Origin of the sequence: Pseudomonas sp. LAP_36, from assembly GCF_019456785.1 — a bacterium.
Taxonomy (GTDB): Bacteria; Pseudomonadota; Gammaproteobacteria; order Pseudomonadales; family Pseudomonadaceae; genus Aquipseudomonas; species Aquipseudomonas tritici.
In genome coordinates, this window is record NZ_JAHZMS010000009.1 from 179,297 (window position 1) to 197,642 (window position 18,346).

An 18,346-nucleotide genomic window follows, 5' to 3' on the forward strand; every position below is an offset into this window, starting at 1 on the left:
ATGATTGCGTACAAAATTCAGCCATCGCCAGACGGCCCCGGCAAAAGCGTTTGGTGGTAAGCTCGCGCACCATGAATATCTACAGCTCTCGCCCCGTTGTCCTCTGTCTCTCCGGCCATGATCCCAGTGGTGGCGCCGGCTTGCAGGCAGATATTGAAGCCCTGCTCGCCCAGGGCTGCCATGCGGCCCCGGCCGTCACCGCCCTGACCGTGCAGAACACCGTCAACGTCAGCGATTTCCGCGTGCTCGACCGCGAGTGGGTGCTGGCCCAGGCCAATGCCGTGCTCGGCGATTCCGAGGTGGCAGCGGTCAAGCTGGGCATGCTCGGTTCCACTGCGATGGTCGACACCGTGGTCGAACTGCTGCAGGCGCACCCGCACCTGCCGGTAGTGTGCGACCCGGTGCTGCGCGCCGGTGGCGGTGGCAGCCTGGGCAAGGACGAGGTCGGTTACGCGATGCGCGAGCGGCTGCTGCCGTTGTCGCTGATCGCCACGCCAAACTTGCCCGAAGCGCGCATCCTTGCAGAATTGCCTGAAGGCACGGCGGACGAATGCGCCGAGAAGCTGCTGCCGTACATCAAGCACCTGCTGATCACTGGCGGCCATGGCGATGAGCACGAAGTGCACAACCGTCTCTATAGCCGTGAAGGCACGCGCCAGACCTTTACCTGCCAGCGCCTGCCCGGCAGTTACCATGGTTCGGGCTGCACGCTGGCCAGTGCATTGGCCGGCCGGATCGCCCAGGGCGAAGGCTTGGTCAGCGCCGTGCAATCGGCCCTCAGCTACACTTGGCGCACACTGCGTGACGCCGAACAACTCGGCCAGGGCCAGTTTGTACCGCGCCGGTTGCCGCTGGATTTCTGCTCTTAACACCAAGGGGCATGCCCGATGAAACTACGTGGCCTTTACGCCATTACCGACAGCCAACTGTTGGCCGGCAAATTCCTCGCCTACGTCGAAGCGGCGTTGGACGGTGGCGTGACCCTGCTGCAGTACCGCGACAAAAGCAGCGACGAAGCCCGGCGCCTGCGTGAAGCGGAAAAGCTGCGGGAGCTGTGCTCGCGCTACAAGACCCAACTGATCATCAACGATGACGCTGAATTGGCCGCGCGCCTCGGCGTCGGCGTGCACCTGGGCCAGACCGACGGCCCACTGACCCCGGCCCGTGCGCTGCTCGGTTCCAAGGCCATCATCGGCTCGACCTGTCACAGCCAGATCGAACTGGCCGAGCAGGCCGCCAAGGAAGGCGCCAGCTACGTCGCCTTCGGCCGCTTCTTCAACTCCAACACCAAGCCCGGCGCGCCGGCGGCCACCGTCGAGATGCTGGCCCAGGCGCGCGCACGCTTGCACGTGCCAATCTGCGTGATCGGCGGTATCACCCTGGAGAACGCCGAACCGCTGGTGGCCCACGGGGCCGACCTGCTGGCGGTGGTGCACGGCCTGTTTGGCGCCGACAGCACCCAGGAAGTCACGCGTCGCGCCCGCGCGTTCAACGCCCTTCTTAAGATTTGATTTCAGAGAGCCCAACCATGTCCCGTTCCGAAACGCTGTTTGCCAATGCCCAGAAACATATCCCCGGCGGTGTGAACTCCCCCGTGCGTGCGTTCAAAAGCGTGGGCGGCACGCCGTTGTTCTTCAAGCATGCCGAAGGCGCCTACGTCACCGACGAAGATGACAAGCGCTACGTTGACTACGTCGGCTCCTGGGGCCCGATGATCCTCGGCCACAGCCACCCGGACGTACTGGACGCGGTGCGCAAGCAACTGGAACACGGCCTGTCCTACGGCGCACCGACCGCCATGGAAACCGAGATGGCCGATCTGGTGTGCGCCATCGTGCCGTCGATGGAAATGGTGCGCATGGTCAGCTCCGGCACCGAAGCCACCATGAGCGCGATCCGCCTGGCCCGTGGTTTCACCGGCCGCGACAGCATCATCAAGTTCGAAGGCTGCTACCACGGCCACTCCGACAGCCTGCTGGTGAAAGCCGGTTCCGGCCTGCTGACCCAAGGCGTGCCAAGCTCGGCCGGCGTACCGGCAGCCTTTGCCAAACACACCCTGACCCTGCCGTTCAACGACATCGCCGCCGTCGAGCAGATGCTCAATGAAGTGGGCCAGGACGTGGCCTGCATCATCGTCGAACCGGTGGCCGGCAACATGAACTGCGTACCACCTGCGCCAGGCTTCCTTGAAGGCCTGCGCGAGCAGTGCGACAAGCACGGCGTGGTGCTGATTTTCGACGAAGTGATGACCGGTTTCCGTGTGGCCCTTGGTGGCGCGCAGGCGCACTACGGCGTAACGCCAGACCTGAGCACCTTCGGCAAGATCATCGGTGGCGGCATGCCAGTGGGCTGCTTTGGCGGCAAGCGCGAAATCATGCAGCACATCGCGCCGCTGGGCCCGGTGTACCAGGCAGGCACCTTGTCAGGTAACCCACTGGCCATGGCCGCCGGCCTGACCACCTTGCGCCTGATCAGCCGCCCGGGTTTCCACGCCGAGCTGACCGACTACACCACCCGCCTGCTCGACGGCCTGCAACAACGCGCCGACGCCGCCGGTATCCCGTTTGTAACAACGCAAGCGGGCGGCATGTTCGGCCTGTACTTCAGCGGCGCCGACGATATCGTCACGTTTGATGACGTGATGGGCAGCGACGCGGATCTGTTCAAGCGCTTCTTCCACCTGATGCTGGAAGGCGGCGTGTACCTGGCGCCCAGCGCGTTCGAAGCCGGCTTCACCTCGATCGCCCATGGCGAAGCCGAACTGAAGCTGACCCTCGACGCCGCTGAACGCGCCTTCGCCGCACTGAAATAATTGGCCGTAAAAATCAGGCACCGCACAAACGGTGTCTGATTTGCTACTTTGCTTACAGAGATTTCCGAGTTTTTTCGAGAAATCACCTGCAATCCGGCAGATAACTTGCCCAACCAGCAGAAAAACGAGTAAAGACTTTGTAAGCAGAGGCCTGCTTATTTCATAATGCGCGCTTATTGGATCCCCCGAGGGTCCGCGTGCCCCGTCAGAGGTAAGTCGATTCCCATGAAACGCACCGGCCGCACCCTGGTTCTGGGCTGCCTGTTGCTCCTTCAGCCGCTGCTGGCACATGCACAAGCAGGCGGCAACTCGTTGTTAATCCCAGCGATGGGTCGTTGCACCCTCAATACCCAGCCAGACAGCCAGGCCGAAGCGCTGAGCGCGTGCCAGAAACAGGCCGAGGACGGGGATGCACAGGCGCAATACGAGTTGGGTGAGTACTTCCACGACAGCAAAAACCCCGCCCGCGACCTCAACAAGGCCTTGAGCTACTTCGAGAAAGCCTCGTTGCAGGGCCACGCCCAGGCGCAGTTCCAACTGGGCAACATGTTCTTCAAAGGCGAAGGTGTGCCGGCCAATAACGTCCAGGCGTATATCGTGCTGAAAATGGCGGCGGTCAACGGTGCGGAAGATGCGCTGGATACGGCCGACGAAGTCGCCGAGCACATGCAGCGTGATGAATTGGAAGTGGCGACCCAGGTGCTGGGGCAGATTTTCCGCAATTACCTGCAGGAATTGCAGAGCGCGGATGGGCGTTCGCCCTTTTCACCCCTGCCCTGAATTCATCTAAACCCTTCTATCGCTATCGCAGGCAAGCCAGCGATGGGCGCGACGCGGTCTGAAGACTTATTTCTCAGGCATCGGCATCGGAAACGGCATGACATTGCTCACGCCCCGTGCTTCGCTGATTTTCGGCGTGCCCAGGCGCTCGACTTCATCGATGCGCACAATCGAATGCATCGGCACAAAACTGCGCACCACGCCTTCGAACTGAGCCTTGAGCTTTTCTTCGCCCGGGTCGACGACCAACTGGGTGCGCTCGCCAAAGACGAACTCTTCCACCTCCAGGAAACCCCACAGATCGCTCTGATAGATCTGCTTGGCGTACATTTCGAACACCTGGCCCTGGTTGAGGAAAATCACCTTATAGATTGGAGCTTCACGTTTGGTCATGGTGGGCGAACAACACATCGGGGATATAAAAGAGGGCGCGAACTATAGCATGGCACCCGATGCACAACGCTAGGAACCAATGGGCATGCCCCCTATAATGCGCGGTTCTTTACCACCAGTTGACGATTACCATGGCCAAGAAGCTTTATATCGAAACCCACGGTTGCCAGATGAACGAGTACGACAGCTCGCGCATGGTCGACCTGCTGGGCGAACACCAGGCCCTGGAAGTCACCGCCCGCGCCGAAGATGCCGACGTGATCCTGCTTAATACCTGCTCGATCCGCGAACGGGCCCAGGACCGTGTGTACTCACAACTGGGCCGCTGGCGTGAATTGAAACTGGCCAACCCGGACATGGTGATCGCCGTCGGCGGTTGCGTGGCCAGCCAGGAAGGCGCCGCGATCCGCGACCGCGCGCCCTATGTCGACGTGGTCTTCGGCCCACAGACCCTGCACCGCCTGCCGGAAATGATCGACGCGGCGCGCATCACCAAGCTGCCGCAGGTCGACGTATCCTTCCCGGAGATCGAAAAATTCGACCATTTGCCCGAGCCCCGTATCGATGGGCCAAGCGCCTACGTGTCGGTGATGGAAGGCTGCAGCAAGTACTGTACGTTCTGCGTAGTGCCCTACACCCGAGGTGAAGAAGTCAGCCGGCCGTTTGACGATGTCATGTCGGAAATCATCCACCTGGCCGAAAACGGCGTGCGCGAAGTGACGCTGCTGGGCCAGAACGTCAACGGCTATCGCGGCCTGACCCACGACGGCCGCCTGGCCGACCTGGCAGAGTTGATCCGCGTGGTCGCCGCCGTGGACGGAATCGAGCGTATTCGCTACACCACCTCGCACCCGCTGGAGTTTTCCGACAGCCTGATCCAGGCTCACGCCGAGGTGCCGGAGCTGGTCAAACACCTGCACCTGCCGGTGCAATCGGGCTCGGACCGCATCCTGTCGGCGATGAAGCGCAACCATACGGCGCTGGAATACAAATCCAAACTGCGCAAATTGCGCGCGGCGGTGCCGGGTATCTGCATCAGTTCGGACTTTATCGTTGGCTTCCCCGGTGAAACCGAGAAAGACTTCGAGCAGACCATGAAGCTGATCGAGGATGTCGGTTTCGACTTCTCCTACTCGTTCGTCTATAGCCAGCGCCCCGGCACCCCGGCGGCCGACTTGCTGGACGAAACCCCGGAAGCGCTGAAAAAAGAGCGCTTGAACGCGCTGCAACACCGCTTGAACCAACAGGGTTTCGAGATCAGCCGACAAATGGTCGGTTCGACCCAGCGGATCCTGGTCACCGACTACTCGAAAAAAGACCCGGGTGAGCTGCAAGGGCGTACTGAGAACAACCGAATCGTAAATTTCCGTTGCGACAATCCGACCTTGATCGGCCAGTTTGCCGAGGTGCACATTGATGCGGCGCAGCCCCATTCGTTGCGTGGTTCTTTGATCAACTGACAATCCCAGGATAAATGAAGATCAAATGTGGGAGCTGGCTTGCCTGCGATAGCGATGTAACAGGCGACATCTCTTTTGAATGTGCAGGCCCCATCGCAGGCAAGCCAGCTCCCACAGTAGTTATTTGTAGTTCTTGAGAGTGAGGCCAGTCCATTTAAGTGCTTTCGCACACAGGCGGCTGGCGTTATTCTCTATTTCACCTCAACAGCCAAAGGGCGGCTAAAAGCGACCTTGAACGCACCCATAGCAGAACCCCATCGTTTTCTCCTCGAGCCCTTTGAGGCTCGCCGTTTCGCCAACCTGTGCGGACAGTTCGACGAGCACCTGCGCCTGATCGAACAACGCCTGGGCATCGAGATCCGCAACCGCGGCAATCAGTTCGAGCTCATTGGCGAGGCCCACTACACCAAGTCTGCAGAAAACCTGCTGCGTCGGCTCTACCGCGAAACCAAGGGTAGCGAGCTGTCGCCGGAAACCGTGCACCTGTATTTGCAGGAATCGGCTGTGGAAGATTTGGCCAACAACCCCGTGGCCGAAGCCAGCGTGGCCCTGCGTACCAAAAAAGGCATGATTCGCCCAAAGGGCCTGAATCAGCAGAAGTACGTCAAGGCAATCCTCGGTAACGACATCAACTTCGGCATCGGCCCTGCGGGTACCGGCAAGACCTACCTGGCCGTGGCCTGCGCGGTCGACGCACTGGAGCGCGAGCAAGTGCGCCGCATCCTGCTGGTGCGCCCGGCGGTCGAGGCTGGCGAGAAGCTCGGTTTCCTGCCCGGCGACCTGGCGCAGAAGATCGACCCGTACCTGCGCCCGCTCTACGACGCGCTTTACGAGATGCTCGGCTTTGAATACGTGGCCAAGCTGATCGAACGCCAAGTGATTGAGATCGCCCCGCTGGCCTACATGCGCGGCCGCACCTTGAGCAACAGCTTCATCATCCTCGACGAAAGCCAGAACACCACGGTCGAGCAAATGAAGATGTTCCTGACCCGCATCGGGTTCGGTTCCACGGCCATTATCACCGGCGACATTACCCAGGTTGACCTGCCCAAGGGCACCAAGTCGGGCCTGAGCCATGTGATTGAAGTGCTCAAAGACGTGCCGGGCATCAGTTTCACGCATTTCTCGCCCAAGGACGTAGTGCGCCACCCGCTGGTGCAGCGCATTGTCGAAGCCTACGAGCGCTTCGAACACCGTGACGATGGTTTGTCCAAGGACACTCGCCGCGATGCTTGAGCTAGACCTGCAGCTGGCTACCGAAGCGCCCGCGCCCAGCGAAGAACAGTTCCGCCAATGGTGTGCGCTGGCCCTGCGCCAGCGCACCGCTGATTCGGAACTGACCATTCGCCTGGTCGACGAGCCCGAAGGCCGCGAACTGAACCACACCTGGCGCCAGAAGGATTACGCGACCAACGTACTGTCCTTCCCCGCCGACGTACCTGATGAACTGCTGGATATCCCGTTACTGGGCGACCTGGTCATCTGTGTCGAGGTGGTGGAGCGCGAGGCCAAGGAACAAGGCAAGGAACTTGAAGCCCATTGGGCCCATCTAGTCATCCACGGCTGCTTGCATCTCTTGGGTTACGACCATATAGACGATGACGAAGCCTGCGAGATGGAAACACTGGAACAAACGTTGCTTGCAGAACTGGGTCATCCAGACCCGTATGCAGACGACGAAGTTTAAAAACACTCAATTGTCACACTAAAGGATTCAGAGTAATCGCTATGAGCGAAGACCGATCGAGCAACGGGCAGAAGTCATGGCTGGGTAAAATTACCCAGGCTTTTGCCCACGAGCCGAAAAACCGCCAGGAGCTGCTTGAGCTGCTGCGCGAGGCCCATCAGAACAAGTTGCTGGACAGCGAAGCGCTGGCTATCGTCGAGGGCGCCATTCAGGTGGCTGACCTGCAAGTACGCGACATCATGGTCCCGCGCTCGCAGATGATCAGCATCAAGGCAACCCAGACCCCACGGGAATTCCTCCCGGCCGTGATCGACTCGGCGCACTCGCGCTACCCGGTGATCGGTGAAAGCCATGACGACGTCATGGGTGTCCTGCTGGCCAAGGACCTGCTGCCGTTGATCCTCAAGGAGAACGGTGACAGCTTCAACATCAAGGACCTGCTGCGTCCGGCCACCTTTGTGCCTGAATCCAAGCGCCTGAACGTGCTGCTGCGGGAATTCCGCGCCAACCACAATCACATGGCCATTGTGATCGACGAATACGGCGGCGTCGCTGGCCTGGTCACCATTGAAGACGTGCTGGAACAGATCGTCGGCGACATCGAAGACGAACACGACGTTGAAGAAGACAGCTACATCAAGCCGCTGCCCAGCGGTGATTTCCTGATCAAGGCGCTGACGCCGATCGAGAATTTCAACGAGTTCTTCGACAGCGAATTCTCCGACGATGAGTTCGACACCGTGGGTGGCCTGGTGATGAGTGCGTTCGGGCATCTGCCAAAACGTAACGAAACCACCGAGATCGGCGCTTATCGCTTCCGTATCCTGAATGCGGACAGCCGTCGTATCCACCTGATCCGCCTGACACCTATTGCCCGCTAAGGACTGACATGCGCCGTTTGATCGCACCCGGCTGGCCCGGTAATTTGCTGGCCGTGGTGGCCGGCGCCATCACCACCCTGGCGCTGGCGCCGTTCGATCTGTGGCCATTTGCACTGGTAGCGGTCGGGTTGTTCTATCTAGGGCTGCGGGATCTGAGCCCCCGCCAGGCGCTTGGCCGTGGCTGGTGCTTCGGCTTTGGCCTGTTTGGCGCTGGCACCAGTTGGATTTACTACAGCATCCACCATTTCGGCGGCGCTTCGGTGTTGCTGGCTGGCTTCTTGATGCTGCTGTTTACCGCGGCCATCGCCTGGTTCTTCGCCCTGCCCGCCTGGCTGTGGGCGCGCTGGTTGCGCCGCAATGAAGCGCCGTTGGCGGATGCGCTCACGTTCGCGGCGTTGTGGGTCGGCCAGGAAGCATTTCGCGGCTGGTTCCTCACCGGTTTCCCGTGGTTGTACTCCGGTTACAGCCAACTCGACGGCCCCCTGACTGGCTTGGCACCCGTGGGCGGCATGTGGCTGATTTCCTTTGCCCTGGCACTGACGGCAGCCCTGCTGTGCAACCTGCCGCGCCTGCTGGCCGGCAAGCGCAATGCCTTTATCGGCGCTGGCTTGGTGCTGCTGGTAGCGCCGTGGGTGATCGGCCTGGCCCTCAAGCATCACGCCTGGACCAGCCCGTCTGGGGCGCCACTGAGCGTCGCAGCCATTCAGGGCAATGTCGAACAAAGCATGAAGTGGGACCCGGAACAGCTCAATGCGCAGCTTGCGCTGTACCGCGACATGAGTTTGAGCTCAAAGCGTGTGGACCTGCTGGTATGGCCGGAGACGGCGGTGCCGGTGCTCAAGGAGTCTGTCGAAGGCTACCTGGGCATGATGGGCAAGTTCGCCGCCGACCGGCACACTGCGCTGATTACCGGTGTACCGATCCGCCAGGAAGTGCACCACCAGAAGCGCTACTTCAACGGCATCACCGTGGTGGGCGAAGGTGACGGCACCTACCTCAAGCAGAAGCTCGTGCCGTTTGGCGAATACGTCCCGCTGCAGGACATGCTGCGCGGCCTGATCGCCTTCTTTGACCTGCCGATGTCGGACTTCGCCCGTGGTCCTGCCGATCAGGCGATGCTACAGGCCAAGGGCTATCAGATTGCGCCCTTCATTTGCTACGAAGTGGTGTACCCGGAGTTCGCCGCCGGCCTCTCGGCTCAGAGTGATCTGCTGCTGACCATCAGCAACGACACCTGGTTCGGTCGCTCCATCGGCCCTTTGCAACACCTGCAAATGGCGCAGATGCGTGCGCTTGAAGCCGGCCGCTGGATGATCCGTGCCACCAACAATGGCGTGACCGGCCTGATCAACCCGTATGGGCAGATCACCGTGCAGATCCCGCAATTCGAGCGCGGCATTCTCTACGGTGAAGTAGTGCCGATGCACAACCTCACGCCGTACCTGCAATGGCGCTCGTGGCCGTTGATTATTGTGTGCCTTGGGCTGTTTGGCTGGGCGCTGCTGGCCGGTCGCATGTCCAAAACCGTCTAACAGACAAACGTAAAGCAGTGTGGGAGCTGGCTTGCCAGCTCCCATGATTGACCTGCGGTGTGGCGAGTTACCGATAAAACAACCGGTAACCTACCTGCCCCACCGCTTCATTGATCAACTGCCCGCTCTGCCACACCGACTTGAACTCCGGCATCCAACCACCCAGCGGCCTGGCATTGTCTACGCCCAGGAACCCCACTGGCGCAGGCACTACCGTGAAGCCAGCCTTCTCAAAACTCCACACCGCACGCGGCATGTGCCAGGCCTGAGTTACAACCACTACGCGCTTGACGCCCTCGGGTAGCAGAATCTCAGCACTCATCTGCGCATTTTCCCACGTAGTGCGGCTGTGCTCTTCCTTCCAGCGCACCGTCACACCGAAGTCATCCCTCATCGACACCGACATCAACTCTGCCTCGCTGGGCGGGGTGCCATAATGCAGGCCGCCAGCGGTCAACACCGGCAACCCGGAGGCCTTGGCCAATCGTGCGGCATACCGCTGACGCTCCAGGCCGATACCGGTTGGCTGGTCGGCGCCCCAGGCCGGGTCGCCGCGCTCGCGCCCTGAACCCAACACCACAATAGCGTCGGCGCGCTGAGCCAGTGTCGACCAGTCTTCCCGCGCCAGCGGCGGCTCGGTTTCCAGGGCCCGTGCGCCCCACTCCACCATCACCGGCAGGCTGATCAGCCACATGCCGCCAAAACCCAGGGCAAAGCAGCAACCCGCCAAGCGTGGCCGGCTGCGACGAAACCACCAGGCAAGCGCTAGCAGCAGCAAGAGAATGCCGGGCGGCAGGAGCAATTGTTTAATGAAATAACGAATAGGCATCGGGCATCTCCATAGATGCCCGAAGCCTAAGGTGTAACGGGGTTTAGCGACAATCCTTACAGTGCAGCGCGATGATGCGTTCAGGGGGGAATGAACTACTTGTAGCGGGCGGACCGGAGCTTTTCCGGGCCACGACCGGCCGACAAGTCCTTGAGCCACACCACCTTGGCTGGGTGCGTAGGCTCCCATGCTGGCGGGTTTGCCACCCAGGGAGGCGCACTGCGCCCATTGCGTTCCAAATAGGCCTCGATCAGTTCCAGCTCTGCGCGGCTCAAACCACGCAGTTCCAACTCAACAGGCCGCTCATCACGCAATCGGCCTGCTGTTCTCGCCGCATCCAATGCACGACCCAATCGGTCGATCAGTCCTTCGTAGATATCCGGTTTCGATACGATTCGCTGCGATTCAACCATCCCCTCACCTCATTGAAGATATGACTCACTCCCCAATAAACAGCGTAGCCCCCATGGCTGCCCCTGCCTGCCGCCGCGACAGACGGCCCTGCGTGCGCAATCAGGGTTTCCCTCGATAGAGTGGGGTCATGTATGCTACGGCGCTTCCTGTAACTCCACTTCCCGCAGGGTTTGGGCACGGACGCGCCGCTTTTTGGTGTCGATCAACCTGAACGTTGCACCGAAGAGGATTAGGCCACCCCTATTCAGTTCAAAAGTAGCCATGCACGAACAATATCAGCCCCGTGAAATAGAAAACGCCGCCCAAACCTTCTGGGACGAGCAAAAGTCCTTTGAAGTCAGTGAACAGCCAGGCAAGGAGACTTTCTATTGCCTATCGATGTTCCCTTACCCCAGCGGCAAGCTACACATGGGGCACGTGCGCAACTACACCATCGGTGACGTGATTTCCCGCTACCAGCGCATGCAAGGCAAGAACGTCCTGCAACCCATGGGTTGGGACGCCTTCGGCATGCCGGCGGAAAACGCCGCGATGAAAAACAACGTGGCCCCTGCCAAGTGGACCTACGAAAACATCGCCTACATGAAGAACCAGCTGCGCAGCCTGGGCTTGGCGGTGGATTGGTCCCGCGAAGTGACCACCTGCAAGCCGGACTACTACCGCTGGGAACAATGGCTGTTCACCCGCCTGTTCGAAAAAGGCGTGATCTACAAAAAGAGCGGCACCGTGAACTGGGACCCGATCGACCAGACCGTGTTGGCCAACGAACAGGTGATCGACGGTCGCGGCTGGCGCTCCGGCGCGCTGATCGAAAAGCGCGAAATCCCGATGTACTACTTCAAGATCACCGCCTACGCGGATGAACTCTTGTCGAGCCTCGACGACCTGCCGGGCTGGCCTGAACAGGTCAAGACCATGCAACGCAACTGGATCGGCAAGTCCAAGGGCATGGAAGTGCAGTTCCCGTACAACGTCGATTCGATCGGCGCAGCGGGCGCGCTCAAAGTGTTTACTACCCGTCCGGATACCCTGATGGGCGCGACTTACGTCGCCGTGGCCGCCGAACACCCGCTGGCCACCCAGGCAGCCCAGAACAACCCTGAGCTGCAGGCGTTCATCGCCGAATGCAAAGGCGGCAGCGTGGCCGAAGCTGACGTCGCCACCCAGGAGAAAAAAGGCCTGCCGACTGGGCTGTTCGTCGAGCACCCACTCACCGGTGAAAAGCTGCCGGTCTGGGTCGCCAACTATGTGCTGATGCACTACGGTGATGGCGCCGTAATGGCTGTGCCGGCCCACGACGAGCGCGATTTCGAATTCGCCACCAAGTACAGCCTGCCGATCAAATCCGTGGTGCGCACCAGCTCGGGCGACACCAACCCGGCCCCGTGGCAAGACGCCTACGGCGAGCACGGTGAACTGATCAACTCCGGCGAATTTGATGGCCTGGACTTCCAGGGCGCGTTCGACGCGATCGAAGTCGCGCTGATCAAGAAGAACCTCGGCGCCTCGCGCACCCAGTTCCGCCTGCGCGACTGGGGCATCAGCCGCCAGCGCTACTGGGGCTGCCCGATCCCGATCATCCACTGCGAAAGCTGTGGCGATGTGCCGGTACCGGAAGACCAACTGCCGGTCGTGTTGCCGGAAGACGTGGTGCCTGATGGCGCCGGCTCGCCATTGGCGCGCATGCCTGAGTTCTACGAATGCAGTTGCCCGAAATGCGGCCAGCCTGCCAAGCGTGAAACCGACACCATGGACACCTTCGTCGAGTCCTCGTGGTACTACGCACGCTACGCCTCGCCGCACTATGAAGGCGGCCTGGTCGAAAAATCCGCGGCGGACCATTGGCTGCCGGTGGACCAGTACATCGGCGGTATCGAACACGCCATCCTTCACCTGCTGTACGCGCGCTTCTTCCACAAGCTGATGCGCGACGAAGGCCTGGTGAGTTCGGATGAGCCGTTCAAGAACCTGCTGACCCAAGGCATGGTGGTCGCCGAGACTTACTACCGCCGTGAAGCCAACGGCGCCTACACCTGGTTCAACCCGGCCGACGTCGAGCTTGAGCGCGACAGCAAAGCCAAGGTCATCAGCGCCAAGCTGATCGCCGACGGCCTGCCGGTGGAAATCGGTGGCACCGAGAAGATGGCCAAGTCGAAAAACAACGGCGTTGACCCACAGTCAATGATCGACCAGTTCGGCGCCGACACCTGCCGCCTGTTCATGATGTTCGCCTCGCCGCCTGACATGAGCGCCGAATGGTCCGACTCTGGCGTCGAAGGCTCGCACCGTTTCCTCAAGCGCGTCTGGCGCCTGGCGCATGCCCACATCAGCCAGGGCTTGCCGGGCAAACTGGACGTAGCGGCGTTGAGCGACGAGCAGAAACTCATTCGCCGCAGCACCCACCTGGCCATCAAGCAAGCCAGCCAGGACGTGGGCCAGCACCACAAATTCAACACCGCCATCGCCCAGGTGATGACGCTGATGAACGTGCTGGAAAAAGCGCCGCAAGCCACTGAACAGGATCGCGCGCTGGTACAGGAAGGCCTGGAAACGGTCACCCTGCTGCTGGCCCCGATCACGCCGCACATCAGCCACGACCTGTGGAACCGCCTGGGCCACAGCGGCGCCGTCATCGACGCGCGCTGGCCGGTGCAGGATGACAGCGCCCTGGTACAGGACACGCTGCAACTGGTGATCCAGGTCAACGGTAAACTGCGTGGCCAGATCGACATGCCGGCCAGTGCCAGCCGTGAAGACGTCGAAGCGGCTGCCCGCATCAACGAAAACGTGCTGCGTTTTACCGAAGGCTTGACGATCCGCAAAGTGATCGTAGTGCCTGGCAAACTGGTCAATATCGTCGCTAGCTAATCGGATCGGGCGCAGGGCTTGAGCCCTGCGCCGAACAAAGCCTTCAGGGCCTCGATAAGGCCCACATGGTTTCAAGGGGAGCAACAAAATGATCAAACGCAATTTGCTGGTTATGGGCCTTGCCGTGCTGCTGAGCGCTTGCGGCTTCCAGCTGCGCGGTACCGGCACCCACGAAATGGCGATCAAGGAACTGGACGTCAGTGCCCGCGACGCCTACAGCGAAACAGTGACCCAGCTGCGTCAGGTCCTGGAAAACAGTGGCGTTCACGTCTACACCGGCGCGACCTACAAGCTGTTCCTGGCCAATGAAAAACAAACCCAGCGCAACCTCAGCTATGCCAGCGCCGGGCGTGCCTCCGATATCGAACTGAGCACCGTGCTCAGCTTTGAGGTCCAGGGCCGCGACCACCTGCCATTGATGGGTGACGACATCCAGATCCAGAAAATCGTCAGCCACGACGGCAACAACCTGGTGGGTTCGGACTCCGAAATCAATCAGGTGCGCAAGGAGATGCGTCGCGAGTTGGTCCAGCGCATGGTGCTGCGCCTGTCGATGATCACCCCGGAACAACTTGAGACCTTGCAGCAACAAGCTGACAACAAGGCCAAGGCCGACGCCGACGCGCTGAAAGCCGCCAAAGAGTACGAAGACAACACGCCGAAACAATCGCCTGTTGAAGTACCTGTCGAGTAAGCCAGACGGGGCGCCCCAGGCGCCCCGTTTACCCTGCCTATGAAACTCGCCCCCGCTCAACTCGCCAAACACCTGCAAGGTGGCCTTGCGCCTGTCTACATCGTCAGCGGTGATGACCCGCTGCTGTGCCAGGAAGCCGCCGACGCCATCCGCACCGCTGCACGCCAGCAAGGTTTCGATGAACGCCAGGTCTTCAGCGCCGACGCCAGTTTCGACTGGGGCACGTTGCTGCAAGCCGGCGCGAGCATGTCGCTGTTTGCCGAAAAGCGCCTGCTGGAACTGCGCCTGCCTTCGGGCAAGCCAGGGGATAAGGGTGCCGCCGCCTTCATTGAGTACTGTTCACGACCTGCCGAAGACACGGTCTTGCTGATCAGCCTGCCCAAGCTTGACGGCAGCGCGCAGAAAACCAAGTGGGGCAAGGCTCTGGTTGAAGGGGCTCAGACCCAGTTCATCCAGATCTGGCCAGTGGACAGCAACCAGTTGCCGCAATGGATTCGCCAACGCCTGTCCCAATCGGGGCTGTCGGCGACCCAGGATGCGGTGGAGCTGATCGCCGCCCGGGTCGAAGGCAACTTGCTTGCCGCCGCCCAAGAGATCGAAAAGCTCAAGCTGATGGCCGAAGACGGGCAAATCACCGTTGAGACCGTCCAGGGCGCCGTGGCCGACAGTGCACGCTTTGATGTGTTCGGGCTGGTGGATGCCATCCTCAATGGCGAACCCGCCCATGCCCTGCGCATGCTTGAAGGCTTGCGCGGCGAAGGTGTGGAGCCGCCGGTGATTCTCTGGGCCCTGGCCCGGGAACTGCGGGTGCTGGCCAACATCGCCCTGCAATACAGCCAGGGCACGCCGTTGGACAAAGCGTTCAGCCAAGCCCGGCCACCGGTCTGGGACAAGCGCAAACCCTTGATGAGCAAGGCCCTGCAACGACACTCGGCACAACGCTGGGCGCAGCTTTTGCTGGAAGCGCAGCGCATTGATGCGCAGATCAAGGGCCAGGCGGCCGGCTCGCCGTGGATGAGCTTGAGCCGGTTGTCGTTGTTGATGGCCGGCCAGCGCCTGACACTGCCTGCTGAGTAACCATTTTTAAGAACAACGCAAAACCAATGTGGGAGCGGCGGTTCGACGGTTCGACTTGCTCGCGAATGCGGTGTATCAGTCACCTGATTTATTGACTGGTACACCGCATTCGCGAGCAAGCCCGCTCCCACAGTTTGACTGTGCACACCTTCAGATTTCGAGGTTTCCTACACATCGCCGGGCTTTACAGCAGCACAACTTCGGCAGATGATCTGCACCGCTTCATCCCACCTATCAAGAGTACAAACCATGAGCAAAAAGCCATCCAAGCATGGCCCCAACAAGGCCAAATCCATCATCGCCCAGCCACTGTTCCGCAGCCGTCAGGAACGCGCCGGCAAGGGCAAAGGCAGCTACCGCCGCGAAGCCTTCCAGTCTAATAGCTGGGAGGCTTCTTACTTTCTGGCTGCCTGAAGGCAAGCGCCCCTCTGGCATGATAAGGTCTGCACCTGATTTGTAATCTCTGGACCTGTGCATGCCCTCTAGTCTTCCCCGTCGTTGGCACCTTCGCCAACTGATCGCTGCCTCCAGCCTCATTCTGCTAGTCGCCTGCGCGGAGAAACCGACCGCCGCCGACGCTCAACCACTGCCAAAGTTACAGACCGCCCCCGTGGTAGCGCCCGCTGTCGTGGCCCCGCTGGCTGTGGACAATCTTGATATCCAACCGACCCAGACCTTTGCCGAATGGCAGGCTGGCTTTCGCGTGCAAGCCCTGCAGGCCGGCATCACCGAAGCCGTGTTTGACAACGCATTCGCCAACGTCACCCCTGATATGGCGGTAATCCGCGCCGACCGCAGCCAGCCGGAATTTTCCCGCCCCGTGTGGGAATACCTCGACGGCGCCCTTTCGCCGGTACGCGTGCGTAATGGCCAGGCATTGTTGATCAAGTACGCCGATATCCTGCAAAGCATCGAGCAACGTTATGGCGTCGACCGTCAGGCGTTGGTGTCGGTGTGGGGCATGGAAAGCAATTTCGGCCAGTTCCAGGGCAATAACTCGGTGATTCGCTCCCTGGCGACGCTGGCCTATGAAGGCCGTCGCCCAGCATTCGCCCAGGCGCAACTGCTGGCGGCGCTGCAGATCATCCAGCATGGCGACATCCAGGCCGACCAGATGAAAGGCTCCTGGGCCGGCGCCATGGGCCAGACCCAATTTATCCCGACCACCTACAACACCCACGCCGTCGACTTCGATGGCGACGGTCGCCGCGACATCTGGAACAGCCCATCGGACGCCCTCGCCTCCACCGCACACTACCTGCAAAGCTCCGGCTGGCAGAAAGGCCAGCCGTGGGGCTTTGAGGTGAAACAACTGCCGGCGAACTTCGATTACGCCCTGGCCGATGGTGGCATTCGCAAGACGGTCGCCGAATGGCTGAAACTCGGTATCCAACTGCCACCGGGCGCCAGCATGCCGCCCAACGTCGACCAACTGTCCGCCGCCCTGCTGCTGCCGGCGGGCTACCGTGGCCCGGCGTTCCTGGTGCTGGATAACTTCCGCGCAATCCTCAAGTACAACAACTCGTCGTCCTACGCGCTGGCGGTTGGCCTGTTGTCGGAAAGATTCGGTGGCGGTGGTGTGATTCGTGGTGACTGGCCGAAGGATGAGCTGCCGTTGAGCCGCTCCCAGCGTATCGATTTGCAGACAGCGCTGAGTGCCAACGGTTATGACGCGGGGAACCCGGACGGGATCATCGGCGCCAATACGCGCAAGGCGATTCGTGCGGCGCAGCAAGCGCTGGGCTGGCCGGCGGATGGGTATCCGACGGTGAAGCTGCTGGAATCGTTGCAGAACCGGTAGATCTGCTTATGGCTACTACCGCTTTCGCGAGCAAGCCCGCTCCCACATTTAACCGCGTACACCCTTTGGAATACGGTCGAATGTGGGAGCTGGCTTGCCTGCGAAGACGGCTTCACAGGCAACAACTATCTAACGACTACATCCTGCTCCAACACCACCCTCTTCTCCCCCGCATCCAGCCTGACCAACGCGCCCATCGGCAACGTCAGGTTCGGATCACAATGCCCACTGCGCCAGCCGGACAATACCGGAATGCACAGCGGTTCAAAGGTCTGCTTGAGCAGCCGCTCCAACGCATCCTTGTCCACACCCGCCACATCCCCCACCAGCACACCCGCAACCTGGGCCAGCTTGCCCGCCAGGCGCAGGTGCGTGAGCAGACGGTCGATGCGGTAGATCGGCTCGTTGACGTCTTCGATAAACAAGATGATGCCCTCGGCATCCATCTCGTAGGGCGTGCCCATGACAGCCGCGATCATCGACAGGTTGCCGCCGAGCAAACGCCCACAGGCGATGCCCGGTTCAATCGTCGTCAGCGGGTAAGCCACCGGGTGCATCAACTCGCTACCAGTACTCAGTTGGCCGCGCAGCAGGCTGAACAGCGAGGATTCGGTGGGCTGTTGCTTATCGCCCAGCAGATCGGCATTGAGCATCGGCCCGTGGAAGGTCACGAAGCCGGCGTAGCGGCTGATCGCCAGGTGTAGAGCGGTGATGTCGCTATAACCTACGAACGGCTTGGGATTGGCGCGTAGCAGGTCGAAATCCAGGCTATCAAGCAGACGCGGCGTGCCGTAGCCGCCGCGCAGGCAGAAGATGGCGTCGATTTCAGGGTCGGCGAAGGCTTTATGGAGATCGTTGAGGCGGACTGTATCGCTGCCGGCCAGGTAGCCGTCGCGCTCATAGACGCCAGGAAGGATTCGCAGGTCGTAGCCGCGGGCGCGCATCCATTGGCCGGCCTTTTCGACGTCCAGCGTGGCGGGGCCGGCGGGGGCGATCAGGGCGATGGTGCCCTCTGGGCGCAAGGCAGGTACGGCAATGCTCATCCACAATTCTCCTTGGCTGACGCGAAACGAAATGTGGGAGCGGGCTTGCTCGCGAAAGCGCAGTGTCAGTCAATA

18 protein-coding genes are annotated in these 18,346 nt (G+C 60.9%); 14 read left to right on the forward strand and 4 right to left on the reverse strand.

From position 1 onward, the window contains the following. Window positions 1–71: 71 nt before the first annotated feature. The 4 genes from JBO08_RS24290 to JBO08_RS24305 all read left to right on the forward strand — a co-directional run bounded on the left by JBO08_RS24290 (window position 72) and on the right by JBO08_RS24305 (window position 3,592). Window positions 72–869 (forward strand): hydroxymethylpyrimidine/phosphomethylpyrimidine kinase, encoded by a 798-nt coding sequence (locus tag JBO08_RS24290; RefSeq protein WP_065873665.1) that lies wholly within the window; start codon window positions 72–74, stop codon window positions 867–869. 18 nt (window positions 870–887) lie between these two features. Continuing rightward, on the forward strand, window positions 888–1,511 hold the full coding sequence (thiE, locus tag JBO08_RS24295; protein ID WP_065873666.1) for a thiamine phosphate synthase: 624 nt from the start codon (window positions 888–890) through the stop codon (window positions 1,509–1,511). A 17-nt stretch (window positions 1,512–1,528) separates the two neighbouring features. Next, on the forward strand, window positions 1,529–2,812 hold the full coding sequence (gene hemL / locus JBO08_RS24300; RefSeq protein WP_049711390.1) for a glutamate-1-semialdehyde 2,1-aminomutase: 1,284 nt from the start codon (window positions 1,529–1,531) through the stop codon (window positions 2,810–2,812). Window positions 2,813–3,037: 225 nt separating this feature from the next. Beyond that, the gene (locus JBO08_RS24305; protein WP_049711389.1) at window positions 3,038–3,592 is read left to right on the forward strand and encodes a tetratricopeptide repeat protein; all 555 of its coding nucleotides are present in this window, start codon (window positions 3,038–3,040) and stop codon (window positions 3,590–3,592) included. Between the two features lie 66 nt (window positions 3,593–3,658). Here JBO08_RS24305 and JBO08_RS24310 read toward each other — a convergent pair whose 3' ends face one another. Continuing rightward, window positions 3,659–3,985, reverse strand: a complete 327-nt coding sequence (locus tag JBO08_RS24310; RefSeq protein WP_003236992.1) for a DUF1820 family protein — start codon at window positions 3,983–3,985, stop codon at window positions 3,659–3,661. Window positions 3,986–4,116: 131 nt separating this feature from the next. Here JBO08_RS24310 and miaB point away from each other — a divergent pair, with 131 nt between their 5' ends. The 5 genes from miaB to lnt all read left to right on the forward strand — a co-directional run bounded on the left by miaB (window position 4,117) and on the right by lnt (window position 9,545). Then, the gene (miaB, locus tag JBO08_RS24315; protein WP_065873667.1) at window positions 4,117–5,445 is read left to right on the forward strand and encodes a tRNA (N6-isopentenyl adenosine(37)-C2)-methylthiotransferase MiaB; all 1,329 of its coding nucleotides are present in this window, start codon (window positions 4,117–4,119) and stop codon (window positions 5,443–5,445) included. A gap of 231 nt (window positions 5,446–5,676) precedes the next feature. Continuing rightward, window positions 5,677–6,681: a PhoH family protein gene (locus JBO08_RS24320; RefSeq protein ID WP_065873668.1), complete on the forward strand. Its 1,005-nt coding sequence runs from the start codon at window positions 5,677–5,679 to the stop codon at window positions 6,679–6,681. Further along, the gene (gene ybeY / locus JBO08_RS24325; RefSeq protein WP_065873669.1) at window positions 6,674–7,132 is read left to right on the forward strand and encodes an rRNA maturation RNase YbeY; all 459 of its coding nucleotides are present in this window, start codon (window positions 6,674–6,676) and stop codon (window positions 7,130–7,132) included. Before JBO08_RS24320 ends, ybeY begins: the two co-directional genes overlap by 8 nt. Before the next feature lie 41 nt (window positions 7,133–7,173). Next, on the forward strand, window positions 7,174–8,013 hold the full coding sequence (locus JBO08_RS24330) for an HlyC/CorC family transporter (protein WP_065873670.1): 840 nt from the start codon (window positions 7,174–7,176) through the stop codon (window positions 8,011–8,013). A gap of 8 nt (window positions 8,014–8,021) precedes the next feature. Continuing rightward, window positions 8,022–9,545, forward strand: coding sequence for an apolipoprotein N-acyltransferase (gene lnt / locus JBO08_RS24335; RefSeq protein ID WP_220075038.1), 1,524 nt, complete (start codon window positions 8,022–8,024; stop codon window positions 9,543–9,545). A gap of 67 nt (window positions 9,546–9,612) precedes the next feature. On the opposite strand, the gene JBO08_RS24340 is transcribed toward lnt, so the two are convergent. Together JBO08_RS24340 and JBO08_RS24345 are read right to left on the reverse strand one after the other, a co-directional pair. Beyond that, the gene (locus JBO08_RS24340; protein WP_065880409.1) at window positions 9,613–10,374 is read right to left on the reverse strand and encodes a YdcF family protein; all 762 of its coding nucleotides are present in this window, start codon (window positions 10,372–10,374) and stop codon (window positions 9,613–9,615) included. Between the two features lie 95 nt (window positions 10,375–10,469). Continuing rightward, window positions 10,470–10,787 (reverse strand): hypothetical protein, encoded by a 318-nt coding sequence (locus JBO08_RS24345; RefSeq protein ID WP_220075039.1) that lies wholly within the window; start codon window positions 10,785–10,787, stop codon window positions 10,470–10,472. A gap of 262 nt (window positions 10,788–11,049) precedes the next feature. On the opposite strand from JBO08_RS24345, the gene leuS reads away from it, so the two are divergent. The 5 genes from leuS to JBO08_RS24370 all read left to right on the forward strand — a co-directional run bounded on the left by leuS (window position 11,050) and on the right by JBO08_RS24370 (window position 17,228). Then, window positions 11,050–13,656, forward strand: a complete 2,607-nt coding sequence (leuS, locus tag JBO08_RS24350) for a leucine--tRNA ligase (RefSeq protein WP_220075040.1) — start codon at window positions 11,050–11,052, stop codon at window positions 13,654–13,656. A gap of 88 nt (window positions 13,657–13,744) precedes the next feature. Continuing rightward, entirely contained in the window at window positions 13,745–14,350 is a 606-nt protein-coding gene (lptE, locus tag JBO08_RS24355; protein ID WP_065873675.1) for an LPS assembly lipoprotein LptE, read from the forward strand. A 39-nt stretch (window positions 14,351–14,389) separates the two neighbouring features. Continuing rightward, a complete protein-coding gene (holA, locus tag JBO08_RS24360; RefSeq protein WP_049711379.1) occupies window positions 14,390–15,427 on the forward strand; it encodes a DNA polymerase III subunit delta in 1,038 nt (345 codons plus the stop codon). Between the two features lie 249 nt (window positions 15,428–15,676). Next, window positions 15,677–15,841 carry an alternative ribosome rescue factor ArfA gene (arfA, locus tag JBO08_RS24365; RefSeq protein ID WP_003176285.1) on the forward strand — a complete coding sequence of 55 codons (165 nt, stop codon included), beginning with the start codon at window positions 15,677–15,679 and terminating at the stop codon, window positions 15,839–15,841. 61 nt (window positions 15,842–15,902) lie between these two features. Next, entirely contained in the window at window positions 15,903–17,228 is a 1,326-nt protein-coding gene (locus JBO08_RS24370) for a lytic murein transglycosylase (RefSeq protein WP_065873676.1), read from the forward strand. 125 nt (window positions 17,229–17,353) lie between these two features. Here the strand turns inward: JBO08_RS24370 and JBO08_RS24375 are convergent, their stop codons facing one another. Beyond that, a complete protein-coding gene (locus tag JBO08_RS24375) occupies window positions 17,354–18,271 on the reverse strand; it encodes an LD-carboxypeptidase (RefSeq protein WP_065873677.1) in 918 nt (305 codons plus the stop codon). Window positions 18,272–18,346 lie beyond the last annotated feature (75 nt).